27 protein-coding genes are annotated in these 26,829 nt (G+C 70.9%); 12 read left to right on the forward strand and 15 right to left on the reverse strand.

What is annotated here, in order from left to right; all coding sequences use genetic code 11:
* Positions 1-15 precede the first annotated feature (15 nt).
* The 13 genes from AB0B28_RS10465 to AB0B28_RS10525 all read right to left on the reverse strand — a co-directional run bounded on the left by AB0B28_RS10465 (position 16) and on the right by AB0B28_RS10525 (position 12,006).
* Positions 16-843: an ABC transporter permease gene (locus tag AB0B28_RS10465; protein ID WP_360119368.1), complete on the reverse strand. Its 828-nt coding sequence runs from the start codon at positions 841-843 to the stop codon at positions 16-18.
* Entirely contained in the window at positions 840-1,739 is a 900-nt protein-coding gene (locus tag AB0B28_RS10470) for an ABC transporter ATP-binding protein (protein ID WP_360119370.1), read from the reverse strand. The genes AB0B28_RS10465 and AB0B28_RS10470 overlap by 4 nt, the downstream gene beginning before the upstream one ends.
* Positions 1,736-3,016 carry an alanine racemase gene (locus tag AB0B28_RS10475; RefSeq protein WP_360119372.1) on the reverse strand — a complete coding sequence of 427 codons (1,281 nt, stop codon included), beginning with the start codon at positions 3,014-3,016 and terminating at the stop codon, positions 1,736-1,738. The genes AB0B28_RS10470 and AB0B28_RS10475 overlap by 4 nt, the downstream gene beginning before the upstream one ends.
* Positions 3,006-4,334 (reverse strand): hypothetical protein, encoded by a 1,329-nt coding sequence (locus tag AB0B28_RS10480; RefSeq protein ID WP_360119374.1) that lies wholly within the window; start codon positions 4,332-4,334, stop codon positions 3,006-3,008. The genes AB0B28_RS10475 and AB0B28_RS10480 overlap by 11 nt, the downstream gene beginning before the upstream one ends.
* 9 nt (positions 4,335-4,343) lie before the next feature.
* Positions 4,344-5,321, reverse strand: coding sequence for a 3-oxoacyl-[acyl-carrier-protein] synthase III C-terminal domain-containing protein (locus tag AB0B28_RS10485; RefSeq protein ID WP_360119376.1), 978 nt, complete (start codon positions 5,319-5,321; stop codon positions 4,344-4,346).
* Positions 5,318-6,436 (reverse strand): glycosyltransferase, encoded by a 1,119-nt coding sequence (locus AB0B28_RS10490; protein ID WP_360119378.1) that lies wholly within the window; start codon positions 6,434-6,436, stop codon positions 5,318-5,320. The genes AB0B28_RS10485 and AB0B28_RS10490 overlap by 4 nt, the downstream gene beginning before the upstream one ends.
* Positions 6,437-6,439: 3 nt before the next feature.
* Positions 6,440-7,579, reverse strand: coding sequence for a hypothetical protein (locus AB0B28_RS10495; protein WP_360119380.1), 1,140 nt, complete (start codon positions 7,577-7,579; stop codon positions 6,440-6,442).
* A gap of 5 nt (positions 7,580-7,584) precedes the next feature.
* Positions 7,585-8,520 carry a cytochrome P450 gene (locus AB0B28_RS10500; protein WP_360119509.1) on the reverse strand — a complete coding sequence of 312 codons (936 nt, stop codon included), beginning with the start codon at positions 8,518-8,520 and terminating at the stop codon, positions 7,585-7,587.
* A gap of 107 nt (positions 8,521-8,627) precedes the next feature.
* Entirely contained in the window at positions 8,628-9,359 is a 732-nt protein-coding gene (locus tag AB0B28_RS10505) for a 4'-phosphopantetheinyl transferase superfamily protein (protein WP_360119382.1), read from the reverse strand.
* The gene (locus tag AB0B28_RS10510) at positions 9,356-10,498 is read right to left on the reverse strand and encodes an acyl-CoA dehydrogenase family protein (protein WP_360119384.1); all 1,143 of its coding nucleotides are present in this window, start codon (positions 10,496-10,498) and stop codon (positions 9,356-9,358) included. The genes AB0B28_RS10505 and AB0B28_RS10510 overlap by 4 nt, the downstream gene beginning before the upstream one ends.
* Positions 10,488-11,039, reverse strand: coding sequence for an acyl-CoA dehydrogenase family protein (locus tag AB0B28_RS10515; protein WP_360119386.1), 552 nt, complete (start codon positions 11,037-11,039; stop codon positions 10,488-10,490). Before AB0B28_RS10515 ends, AB0B28_RS10510 begins: the two co-directional genes overlap by 11 nt.
* Positions 11,026-11,715 (reverse strand): hypothetical protein, encoded by a 690-nt coding sequence (locus AB0B28_RS10520; RefSeq protein ID WP_360119388.1) that lies wholly within the window; start codon positions 11,713-11,715, stop codon positions 11,026-11,028. Before AB0B28_RS10520 ends, AB0B28_RS10515 begins: the two co-directional genes overlap by 14 nt.
* A 6-nt stretch (positions 11,716-11,721) precedes the next feature.
* Complete coding sequence (locus tag AB0B28_RS10525; protein ID WP_360119390.1) at positions 11,722-12,006, reverse strand: acyl carrier protein; 285 nt, start codon at positions 12,004-12,006, stop codon at positions 11,722-11,724.
* Positions 12,007-12,255: 249 nt separating this feature from the next.
* Between AB0B28_RS10525 and AB0B28_RS10530 the strand changes: the two genes are divergently transcribed.
* The 5 genes from AB0B28_RS10530 to AB0B28_RS10550 all read left to right on the forward strand — a co-directional run bounded on the left by AB0B28_RS10530 (position 12,256) and on the right by AB0B28_RS10550 (position 16,834).
* The gene (locus AB0B28_RS10530) at positions 12,256-13,761 is read left to right on the forward strand and encodes a molybdopterin-dependent oxidoreductase (protein ID WP_360119392.1); all 1,506 of its coding nucleotides are present in this window, start codon (positions 12,256-12,258) and stop codon (positions 13,759-13,761) included.
* Between the two features lie 139 nt (positions 13,762-13,900).
* Positions 13,901-14,572, forward strand: a complete 672-nt coding sequence (locus AB0B28_RS10535; protein ID WP_360119394.1) for a DUF2306 domain-containing protein — start codon at positions 13,901-13,903, stop codon at positions 14,570-14,572.
* An 86-nt stretch (positions 14,573-14,658) separates the two neighbouring features.
* Positions 14,659-15,708 carry a histidine kinase gene (locus AB0B28_RS10540; RefSeq protein ID WP_360119396.1) on the forward strand — a complete coding sequence of 350 codons (1,050 nt, stop codon included), beginning with the start codon at positions 14,659-14,661 and terminating at the stop codon, positions 15,706-15,708.
* Positions 15,705-16,361, forward strand: a complete 657-nt coding sequence (locus AB0B28_RS10545) for a response regulator transcription factor (protein ID WP_360119398.1) — start codon at positions 15,705-15,707, stop codon at positions 16,359-16,361. Before AB0B28_RS10540 ends, AB0B28_RS10545 begins: the two co-directional genes overlap by 4 nt.
* Positions 16,358-16,834, forward strand: a complete 477-nt coding sequence (locus tag AB0B28_RS10550; RefSeq protein ID WP_360119400.1) for an HAD domain-containing protein — start codon at positions 16,358-16,360, stop codon at positions 16,832-16,834. Before AB0B28_RS10545 ends, AB0B28_RS10550 begins: the two co-directional genes overlap by 4 nt.
* Here the strand turns inward: AB0B28_RS10550 and AB0B28_RS10555 are convergent.
* Positions 16,824-17,822 carry a LacI family DNA-binding transcriptional regulator gene (locus AB0B28_RS10555; protein WP_360119402.1) on the reverse strand — a complete coding sequence of 333 codons (999 nt, stop codon included), beginning with the start codon at positions 17,820-17,822 and terminating at the stop codon, positions 16,824-16,826. The two genes, AB0B28_RS10550 and AB0B28_RS10555, sit on opposite strands and share 11 nt — an antisense overlap.
* 95 nt (positions 17,823-17,917) lie before the next feature.
* On the opposite strand from AB0B28_RS10555, the gene AB0B28_RS10560 reads away from it, so the two are divergent.
* From AB0B28_RS10560 to AB0B28_RS10590, 7 genes are all read left to right on the forward strand, one after another.
* Complete coding sequence (locus AB0B28_RS10560; protein ID WP_360119404.1) at positions 17,918-19,765, forward strand: glycoside hydrolase family 2 TIM barrel-domain containing protein; 1,848 nt, start codon at positions 17,918-17,920, stop codon at positions 19,763-19,765.
* Between the two features lie 126 nt (positions 19,766-19,891).
* A complete protein-coding gene (locus tag AB0B28_RS10565; RefSeq protein ID WP_360119406.1) occupies positions 19,892-21,184 on the forward strand; it encodes an extracellular solute-binding protein in 1,293 nt (430 codons plus the stop codon).
* Positions 21,181-22,116, forward strand: coding sequence for a sugar ABC transporter permease (locus AB0B28_RS10570; RefSeq protein WP_360119408.1), 936 nt, complete (start codon positions 21,181-21,183; stop codon positions 22,114-22,116). Before AB0B28_RS10565 ends, AB0B28_RS10570 begins: the two co-directional genes overlap by 4 nt.
* Positions 22,113-23,012 carry a carbohydrate ABC transporter permease gene (locus AB0B28_RS10575; protein ID WP_360119410.1) on the forward strand — a complete coding sequence of 300 codons (900 nt, stop codon included), beginning with the start codon at positions 22,113-22,115 and terminating at the stop codon, positions 23,010-23,012. The genes AB0B28_RS10570 and AB0B28_RS10575 overlap by 4 nt, the downstream gene beginning before the upstream one ends.
* Positions 23,009-23,641, forward strand: coding sequence for a hypothetical protein (locus tag AB0B28_RS10580; RefSeq protein WP_360119412.1), 633 nt, complete (start codon positions 23,009-23,011; stop codon positions 23,639-23,641). The genes AB0B28_RS10575 and AB0B28_RS10580 overlap by 4 nt, the downstream gene beginning before the upstream one ends.
* A 138-nt stretch (positions 23,642-23,779) precedes the next feature.
* Complete coding sequence (locus tag AB0B28_RS10585; RefSeq protein ID WP_360119414.1) at positions 23,780-24,466, forward strand: YcnI family protein; 687 nt, start codon at positions 23,780-23,782, stop codon at positions 24,464-24,466.
* On the forward strand, positions 24,463-26,124 hold the full coding sequence (locus AB0B28_RS10590) for a copper resistance protein CopC (RefSeq protein WP_360119416.1): 1,662 nt from the start codon (positions 24,463-24,465) through the stop codon (positions 26,122-26,124). Before AB0B28_RS10585 ends, AB0B28_RS10590 begins: the two co-directional genes overlap by 4 nt.
* 36 nt (positions 26,125-26,160) lie before the next feature.
* On the opposite strand, the gene AB0B28_RS10595 is transcribed toward AB0B28_RS10590, so the two are convergent.
* Positions 26,161-26,622: a hypothetical protein gene (locus tag AB0B28_RS10595; protein WP_360119418.1), complete on the reverse strand. Its 462-nt coding sequence runs from the start codon at positions 26,620-26,622 to the stop codon at positions 26,161-26,163.
* Between the last annotated feature and the right edge of the window lie 207 nt (positions 26,623-26,829).

A 26,829-nucleotide genomic window follows, 5' to 3' on the forward strand; every position in this document is an offset into this window, starting at 1 on the left:
CCTTCCGGAGTCGGTTCAGTCTTTGAGTGCGGCGCCTGATTCCTTGCGCGCCATACGTTTGAGCAGCGGCACCGCGAGCAGCAGGGTCACCGCGGCCCAGACGGCGAGGACGGCGAAGGCCTGGCCGAGGCGCCACTGGCCGCCGAGCTCGACGGCGGCCATGCCCTCGGGGAGCATCGCCGCGCGCATCCCCAGGCCGATCCAGTAGACGGGGAACACCTCCGCGAACGACTGCAACCAGGCCGGATAGGCCGCGAGCGGGTAGAAGATCCCCGAGATCCCGATGAGGACGGTCAGGGGCAGCTGGACGATGCCCACGTGCCGCGGGTTCGACAGCAGGCTGCCGAGGACCGCGCCGAGCGGGATCAGGCAGACCAGCGAGATCGCGGTGACGCCCGCGAGGATGCCCAAGCGGCCCAGGGAGAACACGAGGCCGTCGAAGAACAGCAGGCCCGCCAGGAGCATCCCGACCACGGTGAACAGGGCGAACACCGACACGGAGATGGTGTGGCCCACCAGGAAGCTGCCCAGGCCCCGCGGGATGGCCTTGGCGCGCAGGAGTTCGCCGCTGGCCTTGGACCACGCGAGCTTCCCGGCGATCATCGGCACCGTGCCGGTCACGAGGGTGGCGCCGAGCACGGACGGGAAGTTCATCGAGCCGAGGTCGAGCTCGGAGCCCTCGAACGTGCCGTTCCCGGCGATCGTGAGCACCGAGACCATGATCGCGAGGCTCCCGAGGGCCATCACCAGGTCGCCGGGGGTGGTGAGCATGATGCGGGTCTCGACCGCGCCGCGGCGCAGGCCGTTGCGCAGGTTGTTCTGGAACACCGTCGCCGCGGTCATCGCGCCTCCTCCTCGGGTTCGTTCGCGGAGAACGCCGCTCCGGCGTGGACGCGGGCGACCATCGCCAGGTAGGTGTCCTCAAGGGAGGACCGGCGCACTTCGAGGTCGGTCATCTCGCCGCCGGTGCGAGCCCGGACCGCGTCGATGAGTTCGAGTGGCGCGGTGCTGAACTCGACGTGCCGCCGCCCGTCTTCGGTCCATCGGACCTCGGCCTTCGCGCCGGTCTCCTCGTTCAGTTCGGCCACGGTGCCCTCGACGTGGACGCGTCCGCCGATGAGCACCACGATCCGGTCGGCGAGCCGCTCGGCCTCGTGGAGGTCGTGCGTGGTCATCAGGATCGTGATCCCCAGGTCCCGGTTGAGCTTCGCGACCAGCTCCTGGAAGGCCCGGCGCGAGACCGGGTCGAGGCCGTTCGAGGGCTCGTCGAGGAACAGCAGCTCGGGGTGGCCCATGAGCCCGGCGGCGAGGTCCATGCGGCGGCGCTGACCGCCGGAGAGGACCTTGACGACGGAGTCCTTCTTGGACTCCAGGCCCACGACGTCGAGCAGTTCGGCTGTGTCCCAGCAGTCCCCGAAGGGCCGGTAGTGGTCGCGCAGGAGGCCCAGGAACTCCCCCACCCGCCAGTTGGCGTGGTCCTCCCAGTGCTGGAGGACCACCCCGATGCGCGAGCGCCAGTGCTCCCCGGCGGTCTGGGGGTCCTCGCCGAGCACCTCGACGGTCCCGGCCGAGCGGCCGCGAAAGCCCTCCAGGATCTCCATCGTGGTGGTCTTCCCGGCCCCGTTGGGGCCCAAGAGGGCCACGATCTCCCCGGCGGGGATCTCCAGGTCGACGCCGTCGAGGACCCGCTTGTCGCCGTAGACCATCGTCAGCCCTGCGACGCTCACCGCGGCGCTCATGCGTCGCCTCCGAGGGACGCGGGGAGGCGCTGCGGGCCGAGCATGTCGGCGACCGTGTCGGCCGCGCGCACGAGGTGGTCCACGCCGCCGTCGACCAGGATCTCGTTGGGGAACCCGTGGCTGAGGAAGCGCCCGATCGACGCGGTCGGGCCGTACGCGCCCGCGCTGAGGATGCCGACCACGTCGCCGGGGGCGAGGTCGGCCGGGAGCGAAACACCGCCGCCGATCGTGTCGTTGGGGGTGCACAGCGGCCCGGTCAGGTTCCACGCGCGCTCCTCGCCGCCGGAGCGGCCCAGCAGCTTCGCGGGGAAGTTGCGGCGCACGAACGAGCCGATCCCCGCCGCGGCCATGTGGTGGTTCGAGCCGCCGTCGAGCACCGCGAAGTGCTCGCCGTGGGACTCCTTGACATAGCGCACGGTCGCGGCGTAGATCCCGGCCTCGGCGGTCAGGTAGCGCCCCGATTCGAGGATGAACCGGGTCTGCGGGCGGTCCTCCAGGAACGCCTCGACCGCCTCGTTGATGCGGCGGCACGCGTCGGCCGCGTCGAGCGCCGACTCGTTCGCGAAGTAGGGGACCCCGAAGCCGCCGCCGAAGTCCACGGTGCGCACCGGCAGGCCGGTCTCGTCGGCCAGCTGCGCGGCCAGGTCGAGGATGCGCGCGGTGTGCTCGCCGATGGACTCGGCGGAGAGGATGCGGGTGCCCATGTAGACGTGGAGGCCCTCGACCTCGACGCCGTGGAGCGCCGAGCCGTCGGTCCACAGCGCGCGGACCACGTCCTCGTCCATGCCGAACTGGCGGGGCTTGCCGCCCATCGCCAGGCCGCTCTTCTTGGACTCGAAACCGGGGTTGACGCGGAGCAGGACGCGGGGCCGGACCCCTTGGGCCGCAGCGATATCGGAGAGGATGCGGCATTCCTCGACCGATTCGGCCACCACGAGCGCGACGCGCTCCTTGACGCAGGCTTCGAGTTCGGCGCGGCTCTTGCCGGGGCCGAGGAAGATGATCCGTTCGGGACCGATCCCGGCGCGCAGGGCGGTCTCCAGTTCGACCAGGGAGGAGACCTCGGCTCCGGCGCCTTCGCGGCCGAGGACGGCGGTGACGGCGAGGTTGGGGTTGGCCTTGAGGGAGTAGTGGACCTCGACGCGCCCATGAAGCGCGGCGCGGAGTTCGCGGTAGCGTTCGCGCAGGTGGTCGGCGTCGTAGACGTACGCGGGCGAGCCGTGTCGCGCGAGGATGTCGGCGACCGGCACCCCCTGCACGCGGTGGTCATCGGACATGGTGCTCCTCGAGTCGGGTGAGGCGGGAGGCGACGTCGTCGTGGAGCGCCGCCAGGTCGGATTGGGAAGGGGCGCAGAGGATCCCGTGGAGGCGGCCGGGGAAGGGGTCCTTGGTCCCGGCGTTGGCGTTCACGGGCGCGAAGCCGGTGACGAGGAAGCCGTGTTCGAGCGCGGCGTCCATCTCGGTCCCCTCCAGCGCGGCGGCGAGCGCGGGGAACGGGAGGGCGGCGTGGAGGCGCAGGTCGAACTGGACCACGGCGGCGCGGCCGGGGGCGCGGCGGACCACGTCGAGGTGGTAGGTCGACATGTTGTTGCGGGCGTTGATCTCCAAGACCGGCATGAGGGTGCCGTCCTGGCACACGAGGGCGTCGACGCCCACGGGGCCGCGGTAGCCTTCGGCGGCGAGCCGGGCCCCGATGAGCGCGGCGCAGGACCGCAGTTCGTCGAGGTGGCCGGGGGCGAGGTCGGCGGGGATGCGGTGTCCGATGTGGCGGCCGTTCTCGGTGACGGCCTCGACGGCGAAGTCGAAGCGGGAGCGGCCTTCGGCGTCGATGGTGAAGTGGTAGTTGACGTCAGTGGCCTTGGCCTGCCATTCCTCGACCACGAGGGCGAGCGCGTCGGTGCCGGCCTTTCTGGCCTGGCCGCGGAGGAGGCGCACGAGTCCGTCCCATTGGGACGGTTTGGTCAGGGTGGTGATGCCGCGGCCGGAGACCCCGAGGGCGGATTTGACGCCGACGGTGGTGCCGCGTTCGAGGGCGGCCTTGACGGGCGCTTCGAGGGCCTCGAACTCGGCGAGGGTCTCGCATTCCCAGCCGGGGGCCTGGCGGATGTCGAGGTCGGCGCAGAGGCGGCGGCTGTAGATCTTGCTGTTGACGCGGGCCGCGAGCGCCGCTGAGGGCAGGGGCGCGGCCAGGCCCGTCTCGCGAGAGAGGCGTTCCTCGTCCTCGGAATAGCCGTGGGGCGCGAGGGTCGCGCCTTCGGCGGCGAGGGCCCGGAGGCGTTCGAGCGCGGCCGGGGAGTCGAGGAGGTCCTGGGTGACGGTGCGGGCCGCCTCGGTGGACTCGGCGACGACGATGTCGGCGGTCGCGAACCCGACCGAGCGCAGTCGGTCGAGGAAGTCGGGGTCGGGCGCGGCCTTGAGGACCACGGCGTCGCCAGGGCGGGCCAGGAGCAAAGCGAGCTCACCGAGGTGGTTGGTGACGGCGTTCGCGCTGGCGCGGGCGATCTCGGGGAGGGCGAGGACGCCTTCGGCCCAGCGGCGTTCGACGTCGAAGTTCCCGAGGAGGACGCGGGGGGCCGGGGTGTGCGGGTCGGTCATGTCGCTTCCTTATCTTCTGAGGGCCATTGCCGAGTAGATGCCGCCGAGGCCGACGCCGACGGCGAGGTAGGCGTCGCCGGGCCGCAGGAGGCCGCGCCCGCGGGCCTCGGCGAGGTTGAGGAACGCGTCGGCGGTGTAGCAGTGCCCGGTGTGGTCGATGAGGTCGAGGAGGACCTTGTCGAGCGGGAGTCCGAGGCGGCGGCAGATGCGCACCCAGGAGATGCGGTTGACGTTGTGCGGCAGGACGAGCGCGATCTCGTCGAGGGTGAGGTCGGCCTGCTTGAGGGCGTCGGTCATCACGTTGCAGACTTCGTCGGTGTAGTCGGGGGCCGGGCCGTCCGGGCGGTCGCCGGTGTAGTCGCGGTGGACGCGGAGTACCAGATCGGAGTCCACCAGGGAGGCCACGACCTCGCCCATGTCGTCGTTGTAAGGGCTCACCGACCAGGCGTGGGAGAGGACGGTGTCGCCGGGGCCTTCGGCGGTGACGAGGAGAGCGGCGGTGCTGTCGCCCATGAAGGTGGTGCGCGGGATGTAGCGGTGGTCCACTGTGGGGACTTCGCCGCAGACGACAAGCGTCAGCGCGTCGGGGTCTTCGCCCGCGAGGAGTTCCCCGGCGGTGGCCACGGCGAGGAGACCGGAGGCGCACGCGTGCTGGACGACGGTCATCGCCTGGGCGCCTTGGAGGCCGAGCCTGCGGGTGAGTTCGTGCACGGCCACGGGCCGGGCGAGCGAGGTGTCCACATAGGTTCGCGCGGCGACGACGTAGCGGACGCGGTCGCGGACCTCGGGCCAGCCGGGGAGGTTCTCGACGGCTTTCTGGAGTCGTTCGGCGTGGTCGAGTTCGGGTGCGGTGCGGATCTCGCGGATGCCGAAGAAGCGTTCGAGGAGGCGGACTTCGGCCGCGTCGAGGGCGAGTTCGGCGGCCATCTCGCGCACGGTGGGGCCGGTCGGGGGGATGAACGAGGCGACCTCGGCGATGGCGGTCACGGGCGGCCGCCCCTCGCGGCCACGAGCGCCTCGGCCATGTCGACCAGGTCGGCGGTGAGGGCGTCCCAGTCGTAGTCGAGGCAGGTGCGGCGGGCCGCCACACCGAGGCGTTCGCGCAGTGTCGTGTCGTCGCGCAGCGCGGCCACGGCCTCGGCGAACGCGGCAGGGTTCTCGGTCTCGGCGTGGAGGCCGTCCACGCCGTGGGCCACCAGGTCGGCCGAGCCGCCTTCGTCGGGGACCACCACGGCGCGGCCGCTGGCTTGAGCCTCGCGCACGGTGATGCCGAAGGTCTCCAGGCCGCTGGGGTGCACGAACACGTCGAGCGAGGCGAAGATCCGCGCGAGCGCGGTGCCCCGGCGGGGGCCGAGCATCGTGGCGTTCGGGATGAGCTCGGCGATGCGGGCCTCGTCGCTGCCGGTGCCGACCACGACGAACGCCACGTCGTCGAGTTCGGCGGTGGCCGCGAGGAGGTCGATCTGCTTCTGCGGGGTCACGCGCCCGACGTAGCCCACGAGGAGCTTCCTGTCGCCCGCAAGGGCGTCGCGGAGGCGCTCGGAGCGCAGTTCGGGCCGGAACTGGACGGTGTCGATGCCGTGCTGCCACACCCGGACGCCTTCGATGCCGCGCGCGCTGATCGCGTCGGCGGCGGTCTGCGTCGGGGCCAGGTTGAGGTCGGCGAGGCGGTGGATGCTCTCGATCTGCTTCCAGATCGTCGCGGCGAACGCCTGCTTGCCGGGGCCCGCGATGGCCTCGGGGAGGGTCTGGAAGTTCGCGATGACCGGGATGCCGAGTTCCTTCGCGGCCGTGGCGGCCCGCGCGCACATCATGTACGGGCTGGCGAGGTAGACCACGTCCGGCGCGAACGCGGCGATGGCCTCGCCGATCGCGGGGACCGGCATGCCCAGGCGCACGGGCGCGATGGGGCGCAGCGTCTTCGAGGTGATCCAGTGGACCTTGTAGGGGAACTCGGGGACGCGCTCGCCCGGGCCGGGCTCGGGGGCGATGACCTCGACTTCGACGCCGAGGCGGCGCAGGGAGTCGACGATGCGGACGATGGTCTCGGCCACGCCGGTGAGCTGGGGCCGGAAGCTCTCGGTGACGATGCTCAGGCGCATGGGTCAGTCCTCTCTGGAGTGGGCCGCGCCGGAGGCGACGGCCGCCCGGTAGAACTCGGTGAGGGCGGCGGTGTCGGCGGGTTCGTCCGCGAAGGCGCCCAGGCCTTTCGCGGTGGTGCGCAGGCTCTGGCCGAGGACGGGCTCCTCAAGGAGCTTCACGGCCTCGGCGGCGTCGAGCGGGAGGCGGTTGGGGGTGCGGGGCCCTTCGGGGGCGTAGGTGCGCACGGGTGTGGCGGTGAGGTCGGCGCCGAACGTGAAGCCCGCCAGCCAGAGCGAGGAGAGTTGCTGCGGGGAGGCGGTCGGCGCCGACTCCAGGAACGCGGCGATCGCCTCGTCCCTTGTGGCCTCGGCGTCCTCCGCTCCTATGGCGGCGAGGGCCTTCGCGCCGTGGCGGTGGGTCCAGGGGGCCACGAAGAACCGGGTCGGGAGGTTGCGGTGGGCCCGGTAGCCGTGGTCCTGGCCGGGGCGGGTCGGGTCGAGCCCCGAGATCGCGTCCGGTTCGGCCGCGTCCCAGGTGAGCCCGGCCGGGTCGGCGTCGTCCTCGAAGCACACCGATTCGCGGTCGCCCTGGTAGTCGTTCCCGGCCAGGCTGACCGTGCCGGTGTGCTCCACAGGGGACGGCACCACCGCGAGGCGCTTGACGCCGCGCCAGTAGAGGTAGGCGCCCATCGTGATGTCGTCGGCCTCGGGCAGGTCCTCGTGGTCGGACACGAACTCGGCGAACCCGTCGGCGAGGTGGGAGGGGAGGATCGCGGCCACGGTCGGGAAGTACGACTCGCGGACCTCGGCCACGCGGCACCCGGCGGCGGCCGCGGTGCGCAGGGCCGCCGCGGTACCGGTGGCCCAGTAGGTGAACAGCGAGAGCGCCTGGTGCGGGTAGCGCTCGGTGAAGTCCAGGACGGTCGAAGTGAAGCGCTCGGAGAGGCGGCAGTCGTCCTGGAGCACGAGGTGGTGGGTGGCCTCGGGCCGCCGGGCGGCCCAGGCCGCGGCGGCGCAGTGGAGGTTCCCGGGGCCCTCGGGGTCGGGGTCGACGACCACGGTCGCGTCGAGTTCGGGGCGTGAGGCGGCGAGCGCCTCGGCCTCTGCCCGGCGTCTGGGGTGGGTCATGATCGCCACCGAGACGTCGATCGCGTTGCGTTTCATGGCGTTCACCGCAGGTTCAGGGGGATCGAGCGGTAGCCCAGCTGGAACGGGTGGGCCTTGGGGACGGGGTCGCCGGCGAGTTCGATGCGGTCGAAGCGCTGCCAGAAGCGGGCCAGGAGCAGCGAGGCCTCGGCCTTGCCGAGCGCCCAGCCCGCGCAGTAGTGCAGGCCGTGGCCGAAGCTGAGCGGCTTGCGGCCCGGGCGGCCGGGCAGGAACCGGTCGGGCTCCTCGAACACCGAGGCGTCGCGGTTGGCCTTGACCACGTCGAACTCGATGAGCGCGCCTTCGGGGATCACCTCGTCGCCGATCTGGACGTCCTCGGCGGCGTTGCGCAGCAGCCGCTTGATCGGCGGGTGCAGGCGCAGCGACTCGTCCACGGCGGCCTCGGGGCGGGCCTCGGCGCGCAGTGCGGCGCGGAAGTCCGCGTCTTCGCACGCGAAGCGGGCCGCGGAGCTCATGAAGTCGCTGGTGGTGAAGGTGGCGGCGATGACGAGGAACACGAGGTTCGCGATCGTCTCGTCCTCGGTGAGGTCGCCGTCCTCGACCATGCGGGCCGCGAGGCCGCTCGGCTGCCCGAATCGGCCGCCGAGGAGGTCGCGGAAGTACTTGACGATGACCAACGCCGCGCCGGTCGCGCGGGCGATCTCCTCGACCGAGTGCCACATGGCCTGCACGAGGCGGTCGCACCAACCCGCCAGGCGCACCCGGTCGGCCTCGGGGATGCCGATGAGGTCGGCGATCACATGCAGCGGCAAGGGAACTGCCACAGCCGAGACGAAGTCCACGGGTCCGTCCTGGGCGGCCTCGGCGGCCCGCGCGATGAGCAGGTCGGCGGTGTCGGTGATCAGTGTGTCGAGTTTGGACACTTCACCGGGCATGAACCAGCCCTGGACGAGTCGGCGCATCGAGCCGTGGCGCGGGGGCAGGCTCAGCAGGATCATGTCGGCGAACAGCTTCAGCACCGGGCTCTCGCGCCATTCGGGCGGAATGCGCTCGGTGAGTCCGGTGGTGCCGGGGCGGATACGGGCGTCGCTGATGAGGCGGGAGGTCAGCGCGTAGCCGGTGACCTCGAAGCGCTCGTCGTCGAGGCGGCGCAGTGTCCCCTCCGGCGCGGGCGCGATGGGGCGGGCGGTGATCCCGCGCTGAGCGGTGCGTTCGGGCGCTGGGTGTCGCATGTGCTTCTCCAGACGTGCTGTCGCAGATGAAGGTGCTCGGAGGCCGCGGCCGCGGCGTGGCCGGGAGGGGCGGCGAGGTCGGCGATTCGGACCGGCCCGGGGGCTTCGTCGTTGAAGTCCGCGGTGACGTCGGTGCCGAGGAGGTCGAGGAGTCGGGACCCGCGCGCTTTGGCGAGGGCCTCCTTGCGGGCGAGGGCGGTCGCGACGAGCGGGCGGGGCTCGGCCGCGTCGGCGATCCGGGCGGCCTCGGCGGGCGCGAAGTAGCGCGCGGCCACGCGTTCGGGGCGGACCAGGGACTCGACGTGGACCAGGTCGACGCCCACGGGATGGCCCGCGAGCGCCACGAGGGCCCAGCCGCGGCCGTGTGAAAGGTTCCAGTGCCGTCCCGCGACGGGTCCGGGTTTGCCGTGTTCGCCTGTGGCCCAGGCCGGTTCGCCGGTGCGCGGGTCGAGCGGGTAGACGCCGGTGGCGGCCTGGAGGATCGCCGCGGCCACGGCCCGAGCCTCGCGGCGAGGTTCGGGGCCGTGGACGGGGATCCACCAGAGGTCGACGTCCGCCCGATGGGCCTGTGCGGCAACGGGCCGCCATGCGTGGTCTTGGGTCATCGCGCGGCACCCGCGATCGGGAGCCTTCCGGCGATCCAGCCCTGCGCGATGGTCTGGCGCTGGATGTCGGAGGTGCCCTCCATGAACTCGATGCCGCGGATGTCGTTGTCCCACTTGTCGATCAGCGGGTGCTCCAGGCGGGCGGCGGGGCCGAGCGCGGCCACCGCGGCGGCGGCGAGTTCGTCGGCCAGGCGCACCGCCGACAGCTTCGCGGCAGAGGAGACCGAGCCGTCGCCCCTGCCCGCGTCGATCGCGGTGGCCGCTTCGGCGATGAGGCCGCGGGTGGCGCCGATGCGGTGCGCGAACCGGTCCTGCCAGGCTCTGCGGGTCCGGTGGCGCAGTTCGCCTTCGACGTATTCGTAGACGGCCACGCCTGCGCCGAGGGCCATCGCGCCGACGCAGGGCCGGAACGTGTCGAAGGTCTGCATGGCCCCGCGCAGGCCCGAAGGGCCGGCGTCCGACTCCCCCGCGTTCGGGATCTCGACGCCGTCGAGGCGGATCTCGCTGAGCGCGGCCCCTTTGAGCCCGGCGGTGTCGAGCCGCTCGGCGCTGAACCCGGGGGCGTCGGCCGAGACCAGGACCGGTTGGACGGCGAACATTCCGGAGGCGGCGGTGTTGCGCGCGAACACCATGCCGCAGTACGCCCGCACGCCGTTGCCGATGTAGCGCTTGACGCCGTCGAGGATCGCTGCGTCCTCGCCCGGTTCGAGGCTGGTGGTGATCGCCCCGGCGTCGGAGCCGCGTTCGGGTTCGGTGAGCGCGAAGAACGTCCAGGTGGGACGGTCGGCCATGCGCGCGTAGTGCGCCTCGAGTTGCTCCTCGGAGAGCATCTGCTCCATGAGCAGGGCCGACATGGAGGAGAACGGCATCGCGAGCGCGAGTCCGGCGTCGCCGCGGCACAGCTCTTCCATCAGGGCGGTGAACTCGCGGCACGAGCGCACCGGGGGGCGCTTGCCGTCGCGTTCGAGCGGGCGCGGGTTGCGGTCCGGTCGCATGCCCAGGCACCAGAACTCGGGCGGCAGCGAGGCCACCACGGTCTCGGCGCTCTCGCGTCCTTCGTGGACGTCGAGGGAGTGGCGGCGCAGTTCCTCGGCGAGGTCGCGGCCGATCGCGCGGAGCGTCAGGTCGTCATCGGTCATCGCCCGCTCCTTCGCGGTACACATCGGACAGCAGGTCGAGCGCCCGGGCGAGCCTGCGGGCCGGGCCGTCCACGTACCCGGCGGCCCCGAACTGGCGCAGGCTGCGGCGCACCACGCCGTCGACCATGTGATCGAAGCCGGGCGAGCCGAGGCACTGGCGCGCTTCGGCGAGGTCGAGCACGGAGTCGGCCACGTGGGCGCGGACGACCGGGTGTGCCAGGGTCATGCGGCCTTGGATCTTGCGGCGCGAGAGGTGCTGCACGCATTGGCGGACGAGGCGTTCGGCGCCGCCGAGCCGGATCGCGGCGACTGCGAGTGCCCATTGGGGATCGGGGGCTTGATCGGGGTTCTCGAAGCGGCACAGGGAGAGTTCGCCGTCGTCGGTGGGGAGAGGGCGCAGGAGCGCGGCGTGCGGACCGGAGACCACGGCGTAGCCGCGGTGGCCTCGCGGGGACCATTCCGGATGCGCCGCGGCGAGTTCGGCGAAGGCCCTGGGGAGGCCTTCGGCGTAGGCGGTGCGGGCGAGGTCAGGTGCGGGCACCGAACACCGCCTCTCCGGCCAGGCCCGTGCCCGGGTCGTGCCCGGTCAGTCGCATTGGTTCGTTTTCAGGGGCCCGGGCGAGGGCGGCCCAGACGGCGGCGGGGGCGACGAGGGTCGAGTCCTGCTGAGGCTGGCGGCCCGTGGCGATCCGGACCGATTCGACGGGCCGTCCCGGGCCGGTGCCGAGGACGAGCAGGACCGCGCGGTCGGCCGCGTCCCGGCCGAGGTCCACCGCGGAGGGGAACATGCGGTGCTCCAGTACGAGGACCGCCGCGCGTTCGGCCTCGCCGGTCTCGATGCGCCTGCGCGCCAGGCGAAGTGCGGTGAACGTGGCCACCGGGCCCTGGTCGGTGAGGCCGAGGACGTGCGGGAGCGGGGTGAGGCGGCGGGCCACGAGCTGCGACAGGAACTGGGAGACCTGGCAGTCCGGGACGCTCGCGGTGAAGTACACCGCGTCCACGCGGCCGTGCCCGGCCAACTCGTCGAGCGCGGCCTCGGTCATCTGGTAGTAGGACAGGCCCGGCGCGTCCTCGGGCCAGGCACCGGTGTCCTCGATGCCCGCGAGGGTGGACACGCCCATCGAGTAGCGGTGGAACGTGCGCACGTCGGCGCTGACGGCGATGCCGTCCAGCGGTAGGTCGATCGCCGCCTCAAGGCGACAGGCCGCGGCTGCCACGCGGCCTCAGCGACCGGCGCTCGCGGCTTCGGCGGCCTCGTGGAGGAAGCCGGTGAGGGACCCGAAGGTCGCGAAGTGCTCCTCGGAGATCGAGTCGGGGTCGATCTCGATCTCAAGGGCGTCTTCGAGGTTGACCATGAGGCCGAGGATGCTGGTGGAGTCGAGGGAGAGGTCGTCGAAGAGCTTGGTGTCCGCGTCGATGTCGGGCAGGTCGTGGCCGAGGGTCTCGGCGAGGGCCTTGGTGACCACAGCGGACAGTTCGTCTCGGGTGAGTCGAGGGGTCTGTGACACGATCGCTCCTTGCGAATAGACAGGTTTCTTTATTGTTTATCACATGCCACACCCGTACGCATAGGCGATGAGGGTCACAATTGCCTTCTTTTCGCTTGTCCGCCAAGGGAAACAAAAGGTCATTCGGGAACAAGCACGCGAATCGACCGGGTCACCTCACGCACGGCGACGGCCTGAACTCCGAAAGATAAAGAACCCGAAGTGTTCTGGGAGCGGCGCTTTCGAGCGGCGCGGGGTCATGATGGAGAAGTGAACTCCACGCCTACGGACGCGCCGCGCGCCTGGGCCGCGGCCGGACTCGTCGCCGCACTCGCGGGCCTCGCGGTGGGCCACTTGATCGCCGCGTTCGCCCTGCCGCGCGCCGCGCCGCTGTCCGCGCTGAGCGACGCGGTGATCGCGGTCGTCCCACTCTCGGTGTCGCACTGGTTCATCGAACTGGTCGGCACCGCCGACAAGCCGCTGCTCATCACCGGGATCGCACTCGGCGTCGCGGCCGCGGGGGCCGGGGTCGGGGCACTGTGGCGCACGCGGCCTCGGCTCGCCAGAAGCTTGATCGCCGGGTTCGGACTCCTCGGGGCCGCGGCAGCCGTGACCAGGCCGGGTCTCGGCGCGGGCGCGGTGGTGCCGTCGCTGGTGGCCGCTGTCGTGGCGCTGGCGAGCCTGACCTGGTGGGACCGGCGCGAACGCACGCGGGCCGAGGCGGGCCGCCGGGCCTTCTTCGGGGTCCTCGCGGGCGTGGCCGCCGCAGCGGTCGGCGCCTCGTGGTGGGCCAGCCGGGTCGGACCGGCCGCGATCGAGGCCGACCGGGAAGCGGTGCGGCTGCCCGAGCCGGACCTGCCCGCGACCGAGCCGGGGCCGGTGGCGGACTTCAAGGTCGAGGGACTCACCCCGTACCGGGTCCCGAACGGGGAGTTCTACCGGATCGACACCGCGATCACGGTGCCCCGCGTGGACGTGGACACCTGGTCGTTGCGCGTGCACGGCATGGTCGACCGCGAACTGACGTTCAGCTTCGACGATCTGTTGGGGCGCGAGCTGATCGAACGCGACATCACCTTGGCATGCGTGTCGAACCCGGTGGGCGGCGACCTGGTCGGCAACGCGCGCTGGCTCGGCGTGCGATTGGCGGACCTGCTCGCCGAGGCCGGGCCTTCGGCCGAAGCCGACCAGCTCGTGTCACGCTCCAGCGACGGCTGGACCGCGGGCTCCCCCACCGAACTCGTGTTCGACGGCCGGGACGCGATGATCGCGCTGGGCATGAACGGCGAACCGCTCCCGGTCGACCACGGTTGGCCCGCAAGGCTGGTGATTCCGGGGTTGTACGGGTACGTCTCGGCCACGAAGTGGCTCACCGAACTCGAACTGACCACATTCGACGCCTATGACGCTTACTGGATCACCCGCGGCTGGTCGACCCCGAGGCCGATCAAGACGCAGTCACGGATCGACACCCCGAGGACCAGGGCGGGCAGCGGCGAGGTGGTGGTCGCGGGAGTCGCGTGGGCGCAGCACCGCGGGATCTCGGCGGTGGACCTGCGCGTGGACGACGGCGAGTGGCACTCGTGCGAACTGTCCGATGCGGCCACGGGGGACACGTGGCGGCAGTGGCGATACGCGTGGGACGCAACCGAGGGGGAACACCGACTCACGGTGCGCGCCACCGATGGCGACGGGGTCGAGCAGACCGAGGTCTCGCAGGGCGTCCTGCCCGACGGCGCGACCGGTCTGCACAGCGTCACGGTGAAGGTGGGCTGAGCGGGTCGGCTCGGCCGGGGCCGCCGTTCTCGAACCGGTCCCCGCGGACTCGACCGGGAGGGGTCGCGGCGGGCGGCGCCGCCGGGAACCGGCCACATGGCTGAAGCGAGACCTGTGCGCCTGCGGCGACGATCCTCGTATGGACACTCCTCAGACCCGCCGCCGCGATTGGCCTATCGCGGTCGGGCTCATCCTGCTCGCGCTCGTCCCGTCGATCGCCGGTGGCTTCCGCGTCGGCGAGATCGCCACGGGCGCAACCGAAACCGCTGCCAACGCCCGCTTCATACAGATGCCCGCGCCGGTGGTCCTGCACATCGTCTGCGCGCTGGTCTACTCGCTCGTGGGCGCGTTCCAGTTCCTGCCGGGGCTGCGGCGACGACGCAACGGCTGGCACCGCTTCGCCGGGCGGTACCTGCTCGTGCCCGCCGGGCTCGTGCTCGCCGGGACCGGGCTGTGGATGACCGCGGCCTACGACGTGCCGCCCACCGACGCGGGCGCGGTCGCCGTGTCGCGCTATATCGTTGGGGCGCTGATGATCGCGTTCCTGCTCCTCGGCGTCGCCGCGGTGGCCCGCCGGGACTACTTCGCGCACGGGTCGTGGATGATCCGGGCCTACGCGCTGGCGATGGGCGCGGGCACGCAGGTGCTCACCTCCGGGCCGTCGGTGATCATGATGAGCGAGCCGGACGCGCTCACGCGTCTGATCCAGATGGACGCGGCCTGGCTCATCAACGCGCTGGTCGCCGAATGGATCATCGCCCGCAGGCGCAGGGCGGCGAACCAGGCGCGCTCTGCGATGATCACGGCGTGAACAGGATTCGGGCGGTGTGGCGGGCACTCGACTCGATGTGGCTGCTCCCCCGCGCTCCCGGAGCCCAAGGGCCGAAGACGCGGGACGTGCTGCTCGCGATCGTCGCGGCACTGGCTGCCATTGTGGAGGGTTCGGCGCGGACCGATCTGGTCTGGCCGATCGCCGCGACGGTGGTGACCCTCGCGCTTCTGCCGCTGCTGCTGTGGCGGCGCACGCATCCGCTGGCGTGCGTGGCGATCATGACCGCGACGACCACGGGTTTCTCGATCGCGCACGGCCTCGCGCTGATCGAACCGAACGCGCTGGGCACCTCGGCGGTGTTCCTGGCGGTCCCGTACGCGCTGTTCCGTTGGGGTTCGGCGCGCGACTGCGTCGTGGGCGCGGTGATCGTCGCGGTCGGCCTGGCGGTGTCGAGCCTGCCCAGCTCCGACACCTTCACCGAGATCATCGCCGGGATCGCGTTCCTCGGCGGTGCGATGGCGCTCGGGATGCTGCGGCGCGAGCGGGTCGAATCGCGCGAGCGCCGGCTCGAAGCGGTGCGGGCCGCCGAGCGCGAGGCGCTCGCGCGGGACCTGCACGACACGGTCGCGCATCACGTCTCGGCGATCGTGATCCACGCGCAGGTCGCGAGCGCGGACCCGGGCGACACCGCGCGCGTGGCCGAGTCGCTCGGGGTGATCGAGGGCGAGGCGCACGCGGTGCTGGCCGATGTGCGGTCGCTGGTCCACACGCTGCGGGTTCCGGCCGACTACCGGCCGCCCGCGGGGATGGAAGAGCTTGCGGGCCTTGCCGATCCGGGGCCGCCGGAGGTGGCGGTGCGAGTCGAGGCGGCGGTTGAATTGCCGACGATGGTGGCTTCGACGCTGTATCGCATCGCGCAGGAGGGCGTTGCGAACGCGCGCAGGCATGCGCGGGGTGCAACGCGGGTGGACGTGTCGATCACGGTGGACGAGGGGTCGATCCGACTCGTGGTCACCGACGACGGCGCCGCATCCGCGATGACGTCGAGCGGCGGGCACGGTTTGCTCGGCATGGCCGAACGCGCGGCGCTGCTGGGCGGCGAGGTCGCGTCGGGTCCGGACCCGGCGGGCGGATGGACGCTTCGGGCCTCGATTCCCTTGGGGGGCAACGCATGATTCGAGTACTCGTGGCCGACGACCAGGAGCCGGTGCGCACGGGCCTGCGCCTCTTGATCGACGCGCAGCCGGGCCTGGAGGTCGTGGGCGAGGCGGCGGACGGGGTGGAGGCGGTGCGGCTGGCGCAGGAGCTGCGCCCTGATGTGGCCCTTGTGGACATTCGGATGCCGCGTTTGAACGGGATCGAGGTGACCTCGCTGCTGGCGGGCGAGCATGTGGTCTCCCCGATCGCGGTCGTGGTGATCACGACCTTCGACCTGGACGAATATGTCCACGGCGCGCTCCGGGCCGGAGCGAAGGGGTTCCTGCTGAAGGAGGCCGGGCCGCATTTGATCAAGGAGGCGCTGCAAGCGGCGGCCAACGGCGACGCGCTGATCTCGCCGCAGATCACGGCCAGGCTCCTGGCGGAGTTCGCCCGCCCGCAGAAGCAGGTGCGCCAACCGTCCACGCCGCTGTCGGAGCGGGAGGAAGCGGTGCTCGCGCTGCTCGCGATGGGCCTGACCAACAATGAGATCGGTGCACGGATGTTCCTGTCGCTGGGCACGGTCAAGACCCACATCACCGGAATCCTCACCAAACTCGGCCTCCGCAACCGAGTGGAAGCGGCAATGTGGGCCCACGAAACCGGCAGAATCCCCACCGACCCGCCATGAGCGACCGCCCCCTGCTCTTCCTCGACATCGACGGCACCGTGATCCCATTCGGCCGGTCCGCCCCATCCGCGCCGTCCGCGAACCCGTACCTCGCGCGAGTCGACCCGCACATCGGACGCCGCCTGGCCACACTTCGCTGCGAGCTCGTGTGGGCCACCACCTGGGAGGACGAGGCCAACCGAGAGGTCGCGCCCAGGCTCGGTCTCGAAGCGCTGCCGGTCGTGCGATGGCCGGAACCGACACCGGAAGGCGCGCAAGAGGACCGGTGGTTCAACCTGCACTGGAAGACGCGAACGCTCGTGGCGTGGGCCTCGGGCCGACCGTTCGTGTGGATAGACGACGAGATCACCGCCGACGACTCCGCGTGGGTGGTCGACAACCATCCCGGCCGGGCGCTGCTGCTCCCTGTCAAGGCCTCTCTCGGGGTCACCGAGGGGGACTTGGATGTGGTCGAGGCTTGGGTCAGCGGATGACGAGCGCGAACGGGACCTCGTGGTGGCCCGGTTCGGTGGCGTCCGGGGCGGCGATGATGTCGAGTACTCGGTTGGCTATGGCTTCGCGGCCGGGGGCGATGGTGGAGAAGGCGGGGGTGGAGAAGCGGCCGTCGGCGATGTCGTCGAAGCCCATGACACGGACTTCGTCGGGGACGCGAAGGCCGCGGACCGCGAGGGCGTAGAGCGCGCCGATCGCGAGGGTGTCGTTGAAGCACAGGAGGCCGTCGAATTCCGCTCCTGAGTCGATCAGGTGCTGGGCGGCGCGGGAGCCTTCTGCTCGGTTGAAGGTGCGCACGTGGCCCATGAGGGACTCGTCCAGGGTCAGGCCCGCCTCGCGCAGGGCCAGCGCGTACCCGGCGAAGCGGTCGCGCGAGGTCTCGGCGGCGCCCTCATCTTGGACGCCGATCGTGGCGATCCGCCTGCATCCCTTGGCAATCAGTTCGGCGGTGGCCGCGGCGGCGGCGGCCACGTTGTCGATGCCGACGTGGTGTTCGCGGCCCGCGGCGATGCGTTCGCCGTGCTCGCCGACGAGGACCAACGAGAAGTCGCGGCGGCGTTCGGCCACGTCTTCGGCTTCGAGGCCGAGGGGGCTCATGATGAGGCCGTCGATGGCGGGCAGGCGGATGCCGTCGAGGGCTTCGATCTCGCGGTCGCGCTGGCCGCGGGTCTGGGAGACCAGGACGGTGAGGTTGCGGTCGTGGGCGGCGTCGACGAACACGGCGGCGAGTTCGGCGAAGTAGGGCTCGGCGAGACTGGGGAGGGCCAGCGCGAGGACCCCGCTGGAGCCTTTGCGCAGTTGGCGGGCGGCGAGGTTGGGGCGGTAGCCGAGTTCGTCGATCGCGACGAGGACCTTCTCGCGGACTTCGGCGCCGACCCAGCCGGTGCCGTTGACGACGTTGGAGACGGTCTTGGGGCTGACGCCGACGCGGGCGGCGATGTCGGCGAGGGTGACTCGTGCGCGCGCCATGGGACTCCCTGAAAAAACGGTTTCCGCGGGGTCGATCTCGGCCGCCGCGCCTGTTACATTCAACGTTGAATCATACACCTCAGGGAGCTTCGTCTATGAACGACCAGTCGCCTACATTCGACATTCGAGCAGCGCAGCAGGAGGTCGCGCGGCTGCGCCCGCAGATGCTGCGGGACTCGTTCCTCGATCTGAGCGGGCAGTGGGGCTTCGCCCACGACGACGCGAACGCCGGACTCGCCGAGCGGTGGTTCGACGGCCGCGACCTGCCGCAGTCGATCACCGTGCCCTTCCCGCCGGAGTCCCCCGCGTCCGGAATCGGGGCCACCGGGTTCCATCCGGTCGTGTGGTACCGGCGCGAGATCACCGCGGCGGACCTGGCCGAGGTCGGGCACGAGACCGGCCGCAGGCTCCTCGTCCACTTCGGAGCCGTGGACTACCGGGCCGAGATCTGGCTCGACGGGCGCAAGGTCGGCGCGCACGAGGGCGGGCACACCCCGTTCACGGTCGACCTCACCGACGAACTCGGCGGGGCCGACGCACCGCGCGTCCTGGTGGTGCGGGCCGAGGACGACCCGCTCGACATCGCCCAGCCCCGCGGCAAGCAGGACTGGCACGAGGAGCCGCACGCGATCTGGTACCAGCGCACCACCGGGATCTGGCAGCCGGTGTGGCTGGAGTCGGTGGCCGAGCTGCACATCGAGCACCTGAACTGGACCAGCGACCTCACGAACGGCACCGCCACGGCGCACGTGACGCTCAACCGCAGGTCCGAGGCCACGGTGCGGGTGCGCGTCGCCCACGGTGACACCGAGCTCGGCGAGGTCACCTCGCGCGTCGAGGGCACGCAGGTCAGCGTCACGGTCCCGATCGCGGGCCAGAACAACGGCCAGCACTACGAGGGGATGCTGTGGCGGCCGGGCTCGCCAACGCTCCTGGACGCGTGGGTCAGCGTCGAGGGCTCCGGCGGCGGGGACGTCGTGGCGAGCTACCTGGGGCTGCGCTCGGTCGCGGTCGAGGGCGGGAGGTTCCTGCTCAACGACCGACCGGTGGTGCTGCGTTCGGTGCTCAGCCAGGGCTACTGGCCCCAGTCGCACCTCGCGGCCCCTTCGGAGGCGGCGCTGCGGCGCGAGGCCGAGCTCATCGGCGAACTGGGCTTCAACTCGGTCCGATTGCACCAGAAGGTCGAGGACCCGCGGTTCCTGTACCACGCCGACCGGCTCGGGCTCTTGGTGTGGGGCGAGATGGCCGCGACCTACACGTTCTCGGACGTCACCGTGCGCCGCACCGTGGCCGAGTGGACCGAGGCGGTGCGCCGCGACGCCGCGCACCCGTCGATCGTGACCTGGGTGCCGCTCAACGAGAGCTGGGGCGTCCAGCACCTCGCCTCGCGGCCCGACCACCGGGCGCTGGCCGAGGCGCTGTACCACCTGACCAAGGCGCTCGACCCGACCCGGCCGGTGATCTCCAACGACGGCTGGGAACTGGGCACCTCGGACCTGTGGACGGTGCACGACTACGAGTCCGACACCGAGGTCCTGGCCGAGCGCTACGACGTCTCGGAGGAGGAGCTGCGGGCCTACATCGCGGGGATCGGCCCGGCGGGCCGCCGCATCCGCCTCGAAGGCACTGTGGACTCGGGTGAGCCGGTCATGCTCACCGAATTCGGCGGCGTCAAGTGGACGACCGGCCCGGCGGCCGCGAACGCGTGGGGCTACTCAGAGGCCTCCAGCGCCGAGGACTACGACCGGCGGGTGGGCGACATCCTGCGTCCGGTGCAGCGCGGCACGATCGGCGGCGGGCGCGAGCAGGGCCTGTCCGGTTGGTGCTGGACCCAGTTGACCGACACGCTCCAGGAGACCAACGGGCTCCTGACCGAGGACCGCGAGCCGAAGCTACCGATCGAGCGGCTGCGGGCGCTGATCCTCGGGACCGACCAGAACTGAGTCGTTGCCCCCGAGTGGGGCCTGTGATAGCGTCACGCCAATAGTTCAGCGTTGAACTGGATCGCCTCAGTTCAACGCTGAACTACCCCTGGACGGGCCCCACCGGCCAGGTATCGAGGAGGATCCATGAGAAAAATGAAAGCGGTTGCAGCCCTTGGCGCCGCGGCGGCGCTCGGCCTCACCGCGTGCTCGGGCAGCGGCACCCCGCACGAGGCCGCCACCGTCTTCCCCAGCGACACCAAGGCGGAGATCACCTTCACCTGGTGGGGGAACGACGAACGCGCCGAATGGTTCAACCAGGCGCTCGACCTCTTCAACGAGGAGTACCCGAACGTCGAGGTGGTGCGCAACTTCAACGCCTGGGGTGACTACTGGACCTCGCGCAACACCGAGGCCGCAGGCCAAGCGCTCCCCGACGTCCTCATGATGGACGCCGGCTACCTCGGCGAATACGCCGACAAGGGGCTCTTCCTCGACCTCGGCGCGTACGAGGGCGGGCTGCTGGACACCAGCGGCTACGCCGACACGCTCCTTGAATCCGGGACGGTGAACGAGCAGCTCGTGGGCGTCCCGATGGGCTACAACGCCTGGTCCATGATGTACAACAAGGACCTGCTCGACGAGCTCGGCGTCCCCTACCCCACCGATGACATGACCCTCGACGACCTCGAAGCGTACGTCCTCCAGGTCAACGCGGCCGGGGCCACGCACGACCCGAAGATCTACGGCGCCGCCGACTACACCGGCGGGCTCCCCGGATTCATCTACGACCGCATGCAGCACGGCGAGCCGGTGTTCACCGACGAGGGCGGGGCCGCGTTCGACAAGGGCGACGTCACCGACTACCTCGACTCCGTGGCCGACCTGCGCGACGCAGGCGACTTCTACCCCGTCGAGCGCTCGGTCGCCCTCGACCCGCTCGGCGGCTTCCTCGGCGGCGAGGCCGCCCTGTGGTTCAACTTCTCCACCACCGTGGCCCAGGCGATGAGCGACATCGGCACCGAGAACATCGGCATGGTCCAGGCCCCCACCGAGAACGGCCAGCACGTCCTCGCCGACCACCCGAGCATGCTGCTGAGCGTCGCGGCCAACTCCGACGAACCGGACGCCGCCGCAGTGCTGGTCGACTTCCTCGCCAACTCCCCCGAGGTCAAGGCCATCTTCGGCGCCTCGCTCGGCGCTCCCCCGACCGAAGAGGGCCGCGCGGCCGTCGAGCAGTCCTCCTCGGACCTCATCGACTTCACCTACCTCGACTCGATCGCCGACGAGATCACCGAGCCCTACCCGCTCCTGCCGTCCGGGTACGGCTCCATCGAGGCCAAGTGGGGCGACCTCCACGAGCAACTGCTCTACGGCGACATCACCACCGAGCAGTTCGCCGACGAGCTGTTCTCCGAGATGGACATGCTGCTCGGATGACGACCCTCCGCGACCCCGGCGCCCCAGCGCGGCGCCGCAGGCGATCCCGCGCCGACGGCGCCGGGTACGCGTTCCTGTCCCCCTGGCTCCTGGGGTTCTTCGGCCTCACCGCCGGACCCATGATCGCGTCGCTGTACCTCTCGTTCACCGACTACAACCTGTTCACGCCCCCGACCTTCGTCGGGATCGAGAACTACACGCGGCTGCTGTCGGACACGAACTTCCACCAGGCCGCCAAGGTCACCGCCCTGTACGTGGTCTTCGGGACCCCGATCAAACTGGCCGCGGCGCTGGCGGTGGCGATGCTGCTGCACAACTCCCGCCGCGGCCAGGGGTTCTACCGCTCGGCGTACTACATGCCCTCGCTCATCGGCGGCAGCGTCTCCATCGCGATCGTGTGGAAGGCGATGTTCATCGACGACGGCATCGTGGCCCAGATCGGCGAGGTCTTCGGCGGGACACCGGCTTCCGACGGCGGCTGGGTCGGCGACCCCGGACGCACGCTGCCGATGCTGATCCTGCTCACCGTGTGGCAGTTCGGCGCCCCGATGGTGATCTTCCTGGCCGGGCTCAAACAGGTCCCCACGGAGCTGTACGAGGCGGCCGAAGTGGACGGCGCCGGACCGGTGCGCCGGTTCTGGAACGTGACGCTGCCGCTGCTCTCGCCGGTGCTGTTCTTCAACCTGCTGCTGGAGACGATCCACGCGTTCCAGATCTTCAACTCCGCGTTCATCATCTCCAACGGCTCGGGCGGCCCCGCCCAGTCGACCCTGTTCTACACGCTGTACCTGTACTTCCGCGGCTTCCGCGACTTCCAGATGGGGTACGCCTCGGCGATGGCCTGGGTGCTGGTGATCGTGGTCGGGCTGATCAGCCTCCTGTTGTTCCGCAGCTCGAAATCGTGGGTGCACTACTCGGGAGACGAACGATGAACCTCACGCAGGCCGCGCCGCGCGCCGAGCAGTCCGCCAGGCTCAGGCGGCGGGCCCGCGGCCGCCGCACCGGCGGCTCGATCCTGTTCCACGCCTTCTCGCTCGCGGTGCTCGTGGTCATCCTCTACCCCGCGGTGTGGATGCTCATGAGCTCCTTCAAACCCAGCAACGAGATCATCGGATCGGTCAGCCTCGTGCCGACCGACGGGGGCTTCCAGAACTACGCCAAGGCCCTCCAGGGCATCGGCGGGGTTCCCTTCTGGACGTTCGTGGCGAACTCGCTGATCCTGGCCGTCGGCTCGGTCGTCGGGATCCTGCTGTCGTGCTCGTTCGCGGCCTACGCGTTCGCGCGCGTCAGGTTCCGCGGGCGGAGCGTGTTCTTCGTGTGCATGATCGCCACGATGCTCCTGCCCTTCCACGTGGTGATCATCCCGCAGTACATCGTGTTCAACGAGCTGGGCATGATCAACACCTACTGGCCGCTGCTGCTGGGCAAGTTCCTGGCCACGGACGCGTTCTTCGTGTTCTTGATGATCCAGTTCATCCGCGGCCTGCCGCGCGAACTGGACGAGGCCGCGGTCATCGACGGGGCCGGGCACCCGCGGATCTTCTTCTCGATCATCCTGCCGCTGATGAAACCGGCGCTGGTCACGAGCGCGATCTTCGCGTTCATCTGGTCGTGGAACGACTTCTTCGGACCGCTGCTGTATCTGAAGGAACCGGGCATGTACACCATGCCGCTGGCGCTGCGGCTGTACGTGGACCAGACCTCGACCAGCGACTACGGCGCGCAGATGGCCATGGCGATCCTCGCGCTGCTGCCGGTCCTGCTGTTCTTCTTCGCGTTCCAGCGACAGCTCGTCGGCGGCGTGGCGACCCAGGGGCTCAAGGGATGACCTCGCACGCAAGGGAAGCCGAAGCGGAGGAGCGGCGCGAGACCGCCGGGGCCGAGCGCCTCCTCCGCTTCGGCGGCGGGTCCGTGGGCCTGTTCGGCGAGATGATCGTGGTCGGCCTCGTGGTCACCGCGCTGGCGCTGCCGCTGGTGAGCGCCCTTCCGGCGCTCGCGGCCGGGGCGAGGCACCTCGACCGGCACCACACCGACCACGGCGACGGGCTCGCCGAGCTGTTCGGCGCCTCTTGGAAGGCGCTGCGCGGCGGCTGGGTCGCAGGGGTCGCGACCGCGATCGTGGTGGGCCTGTTGGGGATCAACGTGGCGCTCGGCGTGCAGGGCCTCGTCCCGGGCGGCACTGCGCTGGCGGTGGTCAGCGGGCTGCTCGGCGCGGTGGTCGTGCTGGTCGCGGTGCGGGCCGCGTCGCTGTGGGAGCCGGACTCGGACTGGCGGGAGCTCTTCGGTGAAGGCGCGACCCTGACCTGGGCCGATCCGGTCGGGACGGTGTACCTCGTCGTGGGGCTCGGCGTGGCCGGGGTGGTGGCGTGGATGTTCCTGCCGCTCATCGTGATCACCCCGGGCATGGTCGCGATCGCGATGCTCGCGGCGCGCAAGCGGGCCAACGCGCCGATCTGACCGTTTCATCTTCTGGACGGACTCACCGCCGGGGTCCCGTTTGCCCATAAAATCGACACATGCATATCTGCTTATTATGCGACATCCGGGCGGCATCACCGGTGTCGCCTTCCCCGGCAACAGAAAGCAGTACCCACGATGCAATCCCTCCTCACCCGCACCGCCGTCGTCGGCGCCACCGCGGCGCTGGCCGTCCTGGTGACCGCGACCCCGGCCGCCGCGCACGTCACCATCTCCGCGACAGACACCGTCGCGGGCGCGTACACCCTGCTCACCGTCTCCGTGCCGCACGGCTGCGAGGGCGAAGCGACCACTGCGATCGCCATCCAGATCCCCGAACCGCTCAACGCCGTGACCCCCAGCGCCAACCCGGGCTGGGACGTCGAGAAGGTCATGGTCGACCTGCCCGAACCGATCGCCGACAGCCACGGCAACGAGATCACCGAACGCGTCGACCAGGTCGTCTACACCGCGAAGACCCCGCTGCCCGACGGCATCCGGGACGCCTTCGAGCTGTCGCTGCGCCTCCCGGAAGAGACCGCGGGGCAGACGCTGTACTTCCCGGTGGTCCAGACCTGCACCGGCAGCGACCATCCCTGGATCGAGATCCCTGCCGAAGGCCAGAACCCCGACGAGATCGAGTCCCCGGCACCCTCGATCACCGTCGCGGCGGACGCGGAGGACGCGGCCGCCGAACCGGCCGCGGTCGTCGAATCGTCCGAAGAGGACGGAAGTGGCTTCATCGCGTACCTGGCCCTCGGCGTGGCCGTCGTGGGGACCGCGCTCGCGGCCTTCGCGCTCGTGCGAGGGCGGCGGCAGGCGTGAACGCCGCCCGCTCCCGCACGCCGGGGCGGGCGGTCCTGCTCGCCCTGGCGGCCCTCGTCTTCGCGCTCGCGCCCGCCGCGCCCGCGAACGCGCACGCCGCACTCGTCTCGACCACGCCTGAGAGCCAGGCGGTGCTCGACACCGCGCCTGAGGAAATGATCCTCAGCTTCAACGAGCAGGTGCAGCCGGTCCCCGAGGGGACGCGCCTCATCGACGGCGACGGCGGCGAGCAGGTCCTCGCCGCGACCTCCAGCGATCTCGACGTCGTGATCGACCTGCCCGACCTCGCCGATGGGGCGTACTACGTCAATTGGCGGGTGATCTCGGCCGACGCGCACCCGATCTCCGGCGTGCTGGCGTTCACCGTGGGCACCGGGGCCGCTCCCCCGCCGCCGAGCGACACCGCTCCGGCCGAGACCGAGCGGCCGTGGGAGGTGCAGGCAGCGACCGTGGCGTACTACTTCGGGCTGCTCGCCTTCGCCGGTTACGCGTTGTTCCGCAACGCGATCGCACGCGACTTGGCGCCCGCGCGGCCCAGGCACCGGCTGCTGCGCGTCAGCGGCCTGGTCGCGATCTTGGCCGCGGCCCTGTCGATCCCATTGGGGGCATTGGAACTAGCCGGGCGGTCGGTTGGATCCATATTGGATTTCGAGGCGTGGACGGGAACCGTGCCGAACGGGGCGATCCCGCAGCTCGTGGTCACCGCGGTCGGCATCGGGGTGGCCTATGTCGGTGCGGTCCAACGGGTCGGGTCGGTGGCGGTGCTCGGGGCAGCGGCGGCCGTGGTGGCCCCGGTGTTCCTCGGGCACTCGCGGGGCACGGACCCGCGCTGGCTCATGCTCGCCGCCGACACGGTCCATCTGGCGACCGCCGCGATCTGGGTCGGCGGCCTGGTCGGGATCAGCGTGCTCCTGGTGCTACTGCACCGTGGCCGAGGCAGGCCGAGGGACGCGGCGACCGTGGTCGCGCGGTTCTCCGTCTGGGCCGGGTACAGCGTGCTCTTCCTGGGCGCGAGCGGCCTCGCGATGGCTTGGGCGGTGCACCGGAGCTGGACGAGCCTGTTCGAATCCGAGCACGGGAAGGTGCTGCTGGTCAAGCTCGGGCTGGTCACGTGCGCGCTGGCGCTGGCCGGATGGAACCGGTACCGGCTGGTGCCGCTGATCCGTAGAGCCGATGCGCGGACGGGGCTGACGCGGTTGCGGCGCGTGGTACGGGTCGAGGCCGTGGTGCTCACGGTGATCGTGGCGTTCACCGGATTCCTGGTGCACCTGCCGCCGGGAGCAGAGCCGAAACCGCCGCCACCGGCAGCGCCCGAGCTGAGCGAGCCGGTGACGACACCGGTCACGCTGACGGTGCCGCTCGGCGACGGCGAGGCGGTGCTACAGGGGACGGTGGGCGGGGTCGGCGAACACACGTTCGCGATCACGCTGACAGACGCCGAAGGGGTCGCGCTGGAGCCGCTGGAAGAGCCGGTGGTGACCGCGTCGCTGCCTGAGCGGGACTTCGGTCCGGTCGAGGCGCAGATGCACGAGTTCGGCACCGGCCAGTTCCACAGCATCCTGGACCTGCCGCTCACCGGCGCTTGGCAGCTGACGATGCAGGTGCGAGTCTCCGAGTTCGATTCGCACACTGCGACATTCGAGGTAACGGTGACTTGAGCGCGGTCGTGCGCTCGGCCCGTCTCGGTGGGCCGATCATGCCGCGCACCACTCCGCGTCGAGGTCGAGACAGGCGATCCGGATAGTGCCCAAGACGAACCGAATCTCGTGGGAGCATTGCGATCCCGCCGGGAGAATCTCGTCAAGGAGCACATACCGCAGCCCTCGATACAGAGCTCCGATCTCGGCTTCACTGTCGAGCAGCACCGAGAACTCGGTGACACCTTCATAGTGGATCACCAAGCGCGGCGTGCCTTCCTCGCCCGGCCCACGGAACACCACGCGGGCGCCGATACCGCCGTCACCGGGCTCAAGCACCACGGAGTCGAGGTACAGCGACTTCATGCAGCGGTCGCCGAACTTGTAATGCCCTGGGTCCCTCGCGAATGCGGCAGCGCCTTCGGGAAGCTCGTCGCCGCTCTGTTCAAGCCATTCCAGGTACGGCGTGGGGTCCAGCGCGGAACCGAACTCGGTTTCCTGGATGTCTACGAATCGCATTGGTCCTTCTGAGGGTTTGACGGGTGCGGGTTCATTGTGAGCCAAAGTCAAAGGCGGCGGCGACGGCGGGGTGGGCGGTCGGGCGGGGTCGGTTGGCGGGGGTTTGGTTCGAATGTGGTTGGGACGCTTGGGATGTGAGGTTGAACGTGAGGATTCTCTAGTCTTATGGGTGATGACGGCCCGGGTGGTGCGGTGGATAATTGAGGG

The sequence above is a fragment of the Glycomyces sp. NPDC046736 genome, assembly GCF_040645615.1.
GTDB lineage: Bacteria > Actinomycetota > Actinomycetes > Mycobacteriales > Micromonosporaceae > Glycomyces.

Bases quoted from the DNA above. Each gene is read 5' to 3' on its own strand.
- AB0B28_RS10490 (WP_360119378.1), bottom strand. From the start codon at position 6,436: ATGCGCCTGAGCATCGTCACCGAGAGCTTCCGGCCCCAGCTCACCGGC.
- AB0B28_RS10510 (WP_360119384.1), bottom strand. From the start codon at position 10,498: ATGACCGATGACGACCTGACGCTCCGCGCGATCGGCCGCGACCTCGCC.
- AB0B28_RS10545 (WP_360119398.1), top strand. From the start codon at position 15,705: ATGATTCGAGTACTCGTGGCCGACGACCAGGAGCCGGTGCGCACGGGC.
- AB0B28_RS10580 (WP_360119412.1), top strand. From the start codon at position 23,009: ATGACCTCGCACGCAAGGGAAGCCGAAGCGGAGGAGCGGCGCGAGACC.
- AB0B28_RS10555 (WP_360119402.1), bottom strand. From the start codon at position 17,822: ATGGCGCGCGCACGAGTCACCCTCGCCGACATCGCCGCCCGCGTCGGC.
- AB0B28_RS10550 (WP_360119400.1), top strand. From the start codon at position 16,358: ATGAGCGACCGCCCCCTGCTCTTCCTCGACATCGACGGCACCGTGATC.
- AB0B28_RS10585 (WP_360119414.1), top strand. From the start codon at position 23,780: ATGCAATCCCTCCTCACCCGCACCGCCGTCGTCGGCGCCACCGCGGCG.
- AB0B28_RS10565 (WP_360119406.1), top strand. From the start codon at position 19,892: ATGAGAAAAATGAAAGCGGTTGCAGCCCTTGGCGCCGCGGCGGCGCTC.
- AB0B28_RS10500 (WP_360119509.1), bottom strand. From the start codon at position 8,520: ATGATCCTGCTGAGCCTGCCCCCGCGCCACGGCTCGATGCGCCGACTC.
- AB0B28_RS10505 (WP_360119382.1), bottom strand. From the start codon at position 9,359: ATGACCCAAGACCACGCATGGCGGCCCGTTGCCGCACAGGCCCATCGG.
- AB0B28_RS10470 (WP_360119370.1), bottom strand. From the start codon at position 1,739: ATGAGCGCCGCGGTGAGCGTCGCAGGGCTGACGATGGTCTACGGCGAC.
- AB0B28_RS10560 (WP_360119404.1), top strand. From the start codon at position 17,918: ATGAACGACCAGTCGCCTACATTCGACATTCGAGCAGCGCAGCAGGAG.
- AB0B28_RS10535 (WP_360119394.1), top strand. From the start codon at position 13,901: ATGGACACTCCTCAGACCCGCCGCCGCGATTGGCCTATCGCGGTCGGG.
- AB0B28_RS10570 (WP_360119408.1), top strand. From the start codon at position 21,181: ATGACGACCCTCCGCGACCCCGGCGCCCCAGCGCGGCGCCGCAGGCGA.
- AB0B28_RS10475 (WP_360119372.1), bottom strand. From the start codon at position 3,016: ATGTCCGATGACCACCGCGTGCAGGGGGTGCCGGTCGCCGACATCCTC.
- AB0B28_RS10595 (WP_360119418.1), bottom strand. From the start codon at position 26,622: ATGCGATTCGTAGACATCCAGGAAACCGAGTTCGGTTCCGCGCTGGAC.
- AB0B28_RS10480 (WP_360119374.1), bottom strand. From the start codon at position 4,334: ATGACCGACCCGCACACCCCGGCCCCCCGCGTCCTCCTCGGGAACTTC.
- AB0B28_RS10465 (WP_360119368.1), bottom strand. From the start codon at position 843: ATGACCGCGGCGACGGTGTTCCAGAACAACCTGCGCAACGGCCTGCGC.
- AB0B28_RS10495 (WP_360119380.1), bottom strand. From the start codon at position 7,579: ATGAAACGCAACGCGATCGACGTCTCGGTGGCGATCATGACCCACCCC.
- AB0B28_RS10575 (WP_360119410.1), top strand. From the start codon at position 22,113: ATGAACCTCACGCAGGCCGCGCCGCGCGCCGAGCAGTCCGCCAGGCTC.